Source organism: Dactylosporangium maewongense (assembly GCF_039531485.1).
GTDB lineage: Bacteria > Actinomycetota > Actinomycetes > Mycobacteriales > Micromonosporaceae > Dactylosporangium > Dactylosporangium maewongense.
The window spans coordinates 348,503-355,114 of sequence record NZ_BAAAQD010000013.1; the positions used below are offsets into that span (position 1 = coordinate 348,503).

The window sequence follows — 6,612 nt, forward strand, 5'->3', positions numbered from 1 at the left end:
CGTCGCGTCTATCCCGCTCGAGAAGCCATCGCGGGTTACGTTCCCGACGCCACAGCCCGCTGCGGCAGATGTGCGCACGCGGGTCGATGCTCGGCGCGCTGGGGTCTGCAGGGCGGAGTTAGGGTTCGCACGTGGATTTTGCGGAGTTCGACATGCTGGCCGAGCCGTTGCGGCAGAGGTCGGCCCGGGAGCAGGCCCGGCATGGTTTTGCGCTGGTCGATGGGCTCGTCTCCACGCCTGAGGTGATCGCGCTCGTTGAGGGCCGGATGGGCATCGTCCTTCCGGACAAATACAAGGTGTTCATGACGCGATACGGCGGTGGCCGGTTCGGTTTCGTCGAGCTGTTCCCGCTCGTTGAGCCGGGCAAGCCGGCCAGGTACGGCGATGTCTGGTCGGAGTACGAGGAATGGTTCCCCGAGGGTGACTTCGTCGCCGTGGCGGCGGTGGGCACCGGCGACTACTGGGGGTTCCCGGTCACCGAAGGGCGCTGTGACGAGCAGGTCTGGTTCCATTTCCACGACCAGGACGATCACAAGCCGGTGGCCGCGGACTTCCTGGAGTTCATCGCCGAAGAAGGGCTGAAGAGTCCTGCCGATCGCGTCATGGAACGCCGCGCTCTCGAGGATCGCCGTCCTTGATGATCAGGCGCGCAACGTTCGGCACGACCGGAGGCCCCCAGAGCGCCGTGCCGATTGCCGTTGGCAACGACCCGTTCCGGCACGAAGCGCGCAGCGGCAGATCCGGACAGCGGTTCTTGCGTGTCACCTAGCTCGGCGTACGAACGCTGGAGCGTCGGGATCGAACTGGTCGGGGGGAGGTGCGCCGGCGTGCGGCTGGCTGGTGAAGGCACTAGCTGAGCCAGCGTTGAACCCAGCGATCTGTCTCGACTCGCTGCATCCGACGCAGGCGCGAGTGCAGCCCCGCAAGGTCGTACCGGCGGACCACGGCGACGCCATGTGACCGCAACAACGGGTCGGGATCGTCCAGCAGCCTGCCGGCTTCATCCTCAAGTACGTGCTGCGGGACGCCCGTCGCCATGACCTCCCAGGCCAGGTGGTACGCCGCGCAACGGCGCTGTTCGACATCGGGACTGGACAACTCCGGTGCGACATCAGCGAAGGTCAGTCTGCGGAGTTCGGCAAGGGCTCGCAGGTCCGGTCGTGGTCGCGATCTGGCGTACCGCGCGATCGCGTCGGCCGCCGCCTCCGCGTTGTCCAGCCGGCGGTAGCGGTCGCGGGGCGGCCACTGCAGCAGAAACAACAACTGTGCCCGAACGCCGGCGTCCTCGTCGCTGCTCACGGCCTCGGCCACGGCTGTCCAGCCCCGGTCGCTGACCGCCGCCAGCTGCAGCAGCGACTCGCCGGCGCGGGCACGCCGCTGCGGTGATGCATCGCCAGCGAGTACCGCGACCAGAGCCGGTTCATCGAGCGGAAGCCGCTCCCCGAACCAGTCGACGTCGTACCCCGCAACGGCTTCGTCCAGCCAACGCTCGTACCAGGCGAGGAAGTCGGCGTCCTCGGCCACGTACGGGCCGACCGGTCCCTCGATGTCAAGGTTGAACAGCCGTCCTCTGGCCGGCCCAGTCACGACCAACTGTGTGCACAGCGAGCACCCGTGCCACGCGATCCGCAGCGTGCCCCGCAGGAACACCCGATCCGGGCCGGGCGGATCTTCGTACCGCTGTTCCCAATCGCCGAAGTACCGCGGTCCGGGAAGATACGGACTGGGCAGGGCCAGGTGCCCTGGCTGGCACCCCTCGTCATCACAGGAGTCCAGTAGCCGTAGCATGCCACCGCCAGGCCCCGCTCCGCCGTCACCCAACTCCGTAACGAACAACCGGTACGCTGCGGGAAGCGCGACCTCGTGACGCTCCTCCCAATCGACCACAGCCGCCTCAGCAACAGGCGCACCTAGGTCGAACCTGTGCCCATCCACACCGAAGGCGTCCGGCAACGTCGGCAAGGCGCGCGCCGCCGCCAGCTTGGCGGCGATTCGCTCCAGCCGGACATGATCAGTATCAGACACCGGCACAGCTTAAGACGCACCGGACCCCGCTCACCGGACGCACGCTCATCGGCAGTGTTTCGACGCTGCCGCTTCGTTGTGGCTACGGCTGCGGGTACGTCTTCAGCAGCCGGGCCGCCTCGGCGCGCAGCTCCGCTCGGGTGAGACCGCCGCCGAACATCGAGTCGGCGACCCGGTCCAGGAACCGGATGAACTCGTCGGCGCCCGCCGGTGGCCGGCCGGGCAACGGCCGGAGGCGGCCGCGCTTGCGGGCGTTCCACTCCTGGATCACCCGCACGCTGGCGTCGTCGGCGCGCTGCCAGCACTCCCACCAGTCGAGGTCGTCGAGTTCGACGGCCGGGTACACCGTGTCCACCGGCACGAGTCCGAGCGCCCGCACCAGCCCGTCCAAGGCCGTCTCGTTGGTACGGGTGCCGATCGCCTCGGCGATCCGTGACGCGCTGGTGTCGAGGCCGGCATCGGCGGCCCAGCCGGCCAGGTGGTCCGCCAGGCCGGGCAGGTCGTTCGCCGGCACGTCGACGCCGGCGGGCAGCGGCACCGTGGAGTCGTCGTGGTGATCGAAGATGCAGCCCTTGTCGTTGTCCGCGGCGCGGGCGAAGTGCGCCAGCCACAGCCGGCCGTCGGGGGTCGCGCCGCCGTACTGCAGGCAGTAGCTCTCCTTGATCTCCACCGCCAGCACCGGCGCGCCGGTGGCGATCGCCAGCGGCACGGGCCCGCCGTGGATGGCCGGCCACTCGTGATGCATCGGCGTCTTGAGGCCGGCCAGCTGCCACCCCTCCTGGTGCCGGGTGATGAGCATGCACCGGCTGCCGAACGCCGACCGCATGCCGGGCACGTGCGGCAGCGGCGTCGCCGACCGGGCCAGTACATAGGTGCCGTAGAAGGCCATTCAGCGCCCCGGTGCCTGGTCGAAGTGGGTCGTGAAGAACCCGATCGGGTCGCGGAGCAGGTCGTCGGCGACGGCCTGGACGGCGGCACGCGCCACTGCCGGCTTCGCGTCGACAAGCTCCACCCCGACCGGCTCGGCTTCAACCCGCCGTGGGACGGCACCTACAGCACCTGACCAGCGCGGCCCACCACCAAACCGGCTCCGGCATCCGCTCGTCGGCGCGGACTGGCATCGCACTGATCAACGACCAACTACCCGCGCGGCACGTGCTGCATGATCAGGTGAGTGAACGCGGTGAGTCGTGCCCGCACGTCGTCGGAACTCCATGCCCGCTTGGACGTAGCGTGCAAGCGCAGCTCGATGTACAGGTTTCGGGTCAAGCAGGCCAGCTTCGCATCGACCTGGCCGCCGCCGTCGAGGAGCCGCCGGGTGAAGAACGCCGCGTCGCCGAGGTCGGCAATGACGTCGCCGACGAAGCCGTCCCGGTTGCCGAAGTCCGCGCCTTCCTCGTTGAATCGGTTCACTGCGTCGTTGACGGTGACGTACACGCGCAGTTCGTTCGTGCCGGTCTCACCCGCGAGCGTGAACAGGCAGCCGTTGTCCAGCTGCTTCCAGTCGCTGACGGGACCGGCCTGCTCGCCCATGTTGCCGTTGATCAGGACACAGACATCGTCCGGTCGACGGTAGTCGCCCTGGCCGGAATCGCCCTGGCCGACACGCGCGGTCAGGCGGTCACGGAACACGTAGCCGGCGGCGACAGCACCGCTACAGCAAAGCACCGCGACCAGGCCGATGATGCCGAGGGTGAGCCCAGCACGATGGCCTCGCCGCTGCGGCACAGGGAAGGGAGCGGTCATGATCACGGAGTATCGCGGCCGGCCTCGCGGAAGGCAACATCGTGCCGTTGCGCACGGCCGGCGGCGTGACCGGATGGCTGATCCCCTGCGTCAATCGCGGCTTGGCGCCTCGATCGGATCACGACCAGCCGCACGAACGGGCGGGCATTGCGGCTCGCATTGCCTTCACACAGTCAGACGCCGGCGCCAGAGCGATGCAGGCGCTGTCCTAACGTAGCGGCCAGCGCCGTGCTGAGGACCTGATACGCGGGGTCGCGGGTGAGCCACAGCAGCTTGTGCCGCCGTCCGTCAATCATCCGCAGTCGTAGACCATGCGCGGTAACACCTCGAACCAGACGCGCGTGCGCGACGTCGGAGAAGGCGATGACCTTGTTGGTCGGGTGTTCGGCCAGCAGTCGATCCAGATCGAACGCGGCAATGTCAGCACGTTCCAGTGGCTCGGCCACCGTCGGCCCCAATCCGTGAGCCCGCGTCGCCTCGAGGCTGAGCCGACGCCGCATCAGCCCGGTCGACGTGAGCCACAGCTCCCCATGCATCCAGTCCAGCCACCCGGTCGCCGTCGGCGTGTGGCTGGGACAAGGTTCCGGATGCGGTGACGACGCATCTGTATCCGGGTTGTGCCTGGCGGTGGCGATCTTCCCTCATACCTTCGCACCCGATATATTGGCTCGCGTGGAGACCCCGCTGCGAGAGCCCACGTTCTTGATCCTCACTGCCCTGGCCGGTGAGCCTCTGCATGGGTACGGCTTGATCGCCGAGGTGGACCGGCTGTCCGGCGGCCGCGTCTCACTGCGGCCCGGCACGCTGTACGGTGCGCTCGACCGGTTGGTCGACGCCGGCCTGGTGCGTATTGACCACGAGGAGATCGTCGAAGGCCGGTTGCGCCGCTACTACCAGCTCACCGAGTCCGGCGGCGAGGTGCTGGCCGCCGAAACCGAACGCATGCGCCGCAACGTCGATGCCGCAACCGTCCGGTTGCGTGCCATCCAGGCTGCGCCCCGCCTCAGTGGAGGGGTCGCATGAGCCCGGCGGAACGCCGGCGTGATCGCCCGGAAGGGCAGGACCAGGGAGGCCCGACCATGACCGATCTGGAACGCCGCTATGCGCGCTGGACGGCGCTGTTCTATCCGGCCGGTTATCGGCGGGAGCGTGGTTCGGAGCTGGTGGACACCTACCTGTCCCTGGCCGCGCCCGACCGTAAGAGGCCCTCGGCCGCCGACGTCGCGGACCTCGCGGTCGGTGGGCTGCGCCAGCACCTGCGGGTCGCGCAAGGCCTCGGTCCCGGTTTCCGGCTCGCCGGCGTGCTCGCGCTGGCCACGCTGGCCGCGTTCGCGACCGGGTGGGCGATCTTCGAGGCGGTGGTGCCCTGGGCGCCGTGGTTTCCGTATCGCGGGCCTTTCTTGTCGTCGCTCGGCGTCCCGGTGTGGGCAGCCTGGTTGCTGGCCGTCGTCGTGCACGTTGTCGCGCCCGGCCGGTGGTTCCGGTGGGCGGTCGGCCTCGCCGTGTTGGTGACTGCGGGAAGCGTCGTGCTGGCTGCGATGCCGACCGGAATGCACCGGCCGCCGCTGCTCGTGCTGCTGCCCCAGGTCGTGCTCGGTGTCGTCGCGCTCGGTGCGGCCGGGCCTCAGCCCCGGTGGGTTCGGCTGATACCGCTCGCCGCCGCGGCAGCGAGCGTGCCGGTCGCCGCCAGCACCGCGCCGCGCTTCGTCTTCTTCGGCGGCTTTTACTACGCAGCTGCCCCGACAGCATTGCCTGCCGCTGCGGTGACACTGCTGATCGTCGGGGCGCTGCTCGCGTTCGGCCTGGCCGCCCGGCACGACTACCGCGGCGTCTGGGCGCTGCTGATCCTGCTCACACCGATCGGAATGCTGGCATTGAACTCGCTCGGTGCGATGCTCGACGACAGCGGCGCCGGCAGGCCCGTCACCCCGCCGTGGTCATCCATGGTGGCCGCGTCAGTGCTGGTACTGATGGTCGGCCTGGTTTCGATGCCGCTGGCCATCGCGGCGCGGGGTCGACTGTCGTCAGGTGGCCGGCCGTTCCACACCGACGCGGGTCGTTGCCCGACGTGCGGCGCGCGCTCAGAGCCGGCGTAGGTTCCGGCTCCGGACAGCGGTCCCGAACCACGACCGGGCACGGATTCGCGACTCAGCGCCGACCGAGTACACGCACATCGGCGGAGTCGGTTCAGTGAGCGCCGGATCGTTCCCGTGCCGGCGCACCACATATGGAGAGCCACACCGGCCCGGCCATCCGCCGGGGTTCAGGCTCAGCCGGTGCCGTTTTGCACCGGATAGTGGATGACGACCGCACCACCGGTGGCGTAGTTGGCGACATCGGCGGTCACCTGCCGGCCCTGTGGAGACGCCCTCGCCGCGGTCATTGCCGCAGCGTCAGCGAACTCGGCTTCGAAGACCGCGAAGTACGGCGTCTGACCCTGCGTCGCTGCCACGTCGAAGCTGTAGCGCCACGCGAGCAGGCCGGGCAGGCGCGTGACCAGCGGGAGGTGGTTGGTCACGTAGTAGTCGCGGAAGTGGTCGGGATCGGTGGGTGTGGGATACAGGACAACCAGCTTGTGCATGACGACCTCCGTTTACACGATCCAGTCGGTGATGAGGGTGCCGGCGCGATGGTGGGCGTTCGGCCTGAGGTGACGACGCCCCACCGCCGGTCCTTCAACAGGCGCAGCACCGCGGCGGCGTCGGGGTACACGGGGGTCATGTCCACGGGAGTGGTGTACGAATCGCCCACCTTTGAGGTGGTTGAGGAGATGGAGACGGTCACCGCTTGATCCTTCGAACTGACGAAAGTACCGAAGGAGAGATCAAGCGATGACCGCAC

General features: G+C 68.9%; 9 protein-coding genes. 4 read left to right on the top strand and 5 right to left on the bottom strand.

The features are described from left to right. Window positions 1-131: 131 nt before the first annotated feature. The gene (locus ABD332_RS31790; protein WP_344506024.1) at window positions 132-638 is read left to right on the top strand and encodes an SMI1/KNR4 family protein; all 507 of its coding nucleotides are present in this window, start codon (window positions 132-134) and stop codon (window positions 636-638) included. Between the two features lie 211 nt (window positions 639-849). Here ABD332_RS31790 and ABD332_RS31795 read toward each other — a convergent pair whose 3' ends face one another. Beyond that, on the bottom strand, window positions 850-2,025 hold the full coding sequence (locus ABD332_RS31795; protein ID WP_344506025.1) for a hypothetical protein: 1,176 nt from the start codon (window positions 2,023-2,025) through the stop codon (window positions 850-852). An 82-nt stretch (window positions 2,026-2,107) separates the two neighbouring features. After that, window positions 2,108-2,914, bottom strand: a complete 807-nt coding sequence (locus ABD332_RS31800) for a hypothetical protein (protein WP_344506026.1) — start codon at window positions 2,912-2,914, stop codon at window positions 2,108-2,110. Window positions 2,915-2,938: 24 nt separating this feature from the next. Here ABD332_RS31800 and ABD332_RS31805 point away from each other — a divergent pair, with 24 nt between their 5' ends. Next, window positions 2,939-3,088, top strand: coding sequence for a hypothetical protein (locus ABD332_RS31805; RefSeq protein WP_344506027.1), 150 nt, complete (start codon window positions 2,939-2,941; stop codon window positions 3,086-3,088). Between the two features lie 77 nt (window positions 3,089-3,165). Here ABD332_RS31805 and ABD332_RS31810 read toward each other — a convergent pair whose 3' ends face one another. Together ABD332_RS31810 and ABD332_RS31815 are read right to left on the bottom strand one after the other, a co-directional pair. Further along, on the bottom strand, window positions 3,166-3,771 hold the full coding sequence (locus ABD332_RS31810) for a hypothetical protein (RefSeq protein ID WP_344506028.1): 606 nt from the start codon (window positions 3,769-3,771) through the stop codon (window positions 3,166-3,168). A gap of 173 nt (window positions 3,772-3,944) precedes the next feature. Next, on the bottom strand, window positions 3,945-4,307 hold the full coding sequence (locus ABD332_RS31815; protein WP_344506029.1) for a hypothetical protein: 363 nt from the start codon (window positions 4,305-4,307) through the stop codon (window positions 3,945-3,947). Window positions 4,308-4,443: 136 nt separating this feature from the next. Here ABD332_RS31815 and ABD332_RS31820 point away from each other — a divergent pair, with 136 nt between their 5' ends. Together ABD332_RS31820 and ABD332_RS31825 are read left to right on the top strand one after the other, a co-directional pair. Further along, window positions 4,444-4,794 carry a PadR family transcriptional regulator gene (locus tag ABD332_RS31820; RefSeq protein WP_344506030.1) on the top strand — a complete coding sequence of 117 codons (351 nt, stop codon included), beginning with the start codon at window positions 4,444-4,446 and terminating at the stop codon, window positions 4,792-4,794. 56 nt (window positions 4,795-4,850) lie between these two features. Further along, a complete protein-coding gene (locus tag ABD332_RS31825; RefSeq protein WP_344506031.1) occupies window positions 4,851-5,867 on the top strand; it encodes a hypothetical protein in 1,017 nt (338 codons plus the stop codon). 173 nt (window positions 5,868-6,040) lie between these two features. Here ABD332_RS31825 and ABD332_RS31830 read toward each other — a convergent pair whose 3' ends face one another. Further along, entirely contained in the window at window positions 6,041-6,352 is a 312-nt protein-coding gene (locus ABD332_RS31830; RefSeq protein ID WP_344506032.1) for an EthD family reductase, read from the bottom strand. Window positions 6,353-6,612: the final 260 nt, after the last annotated feature.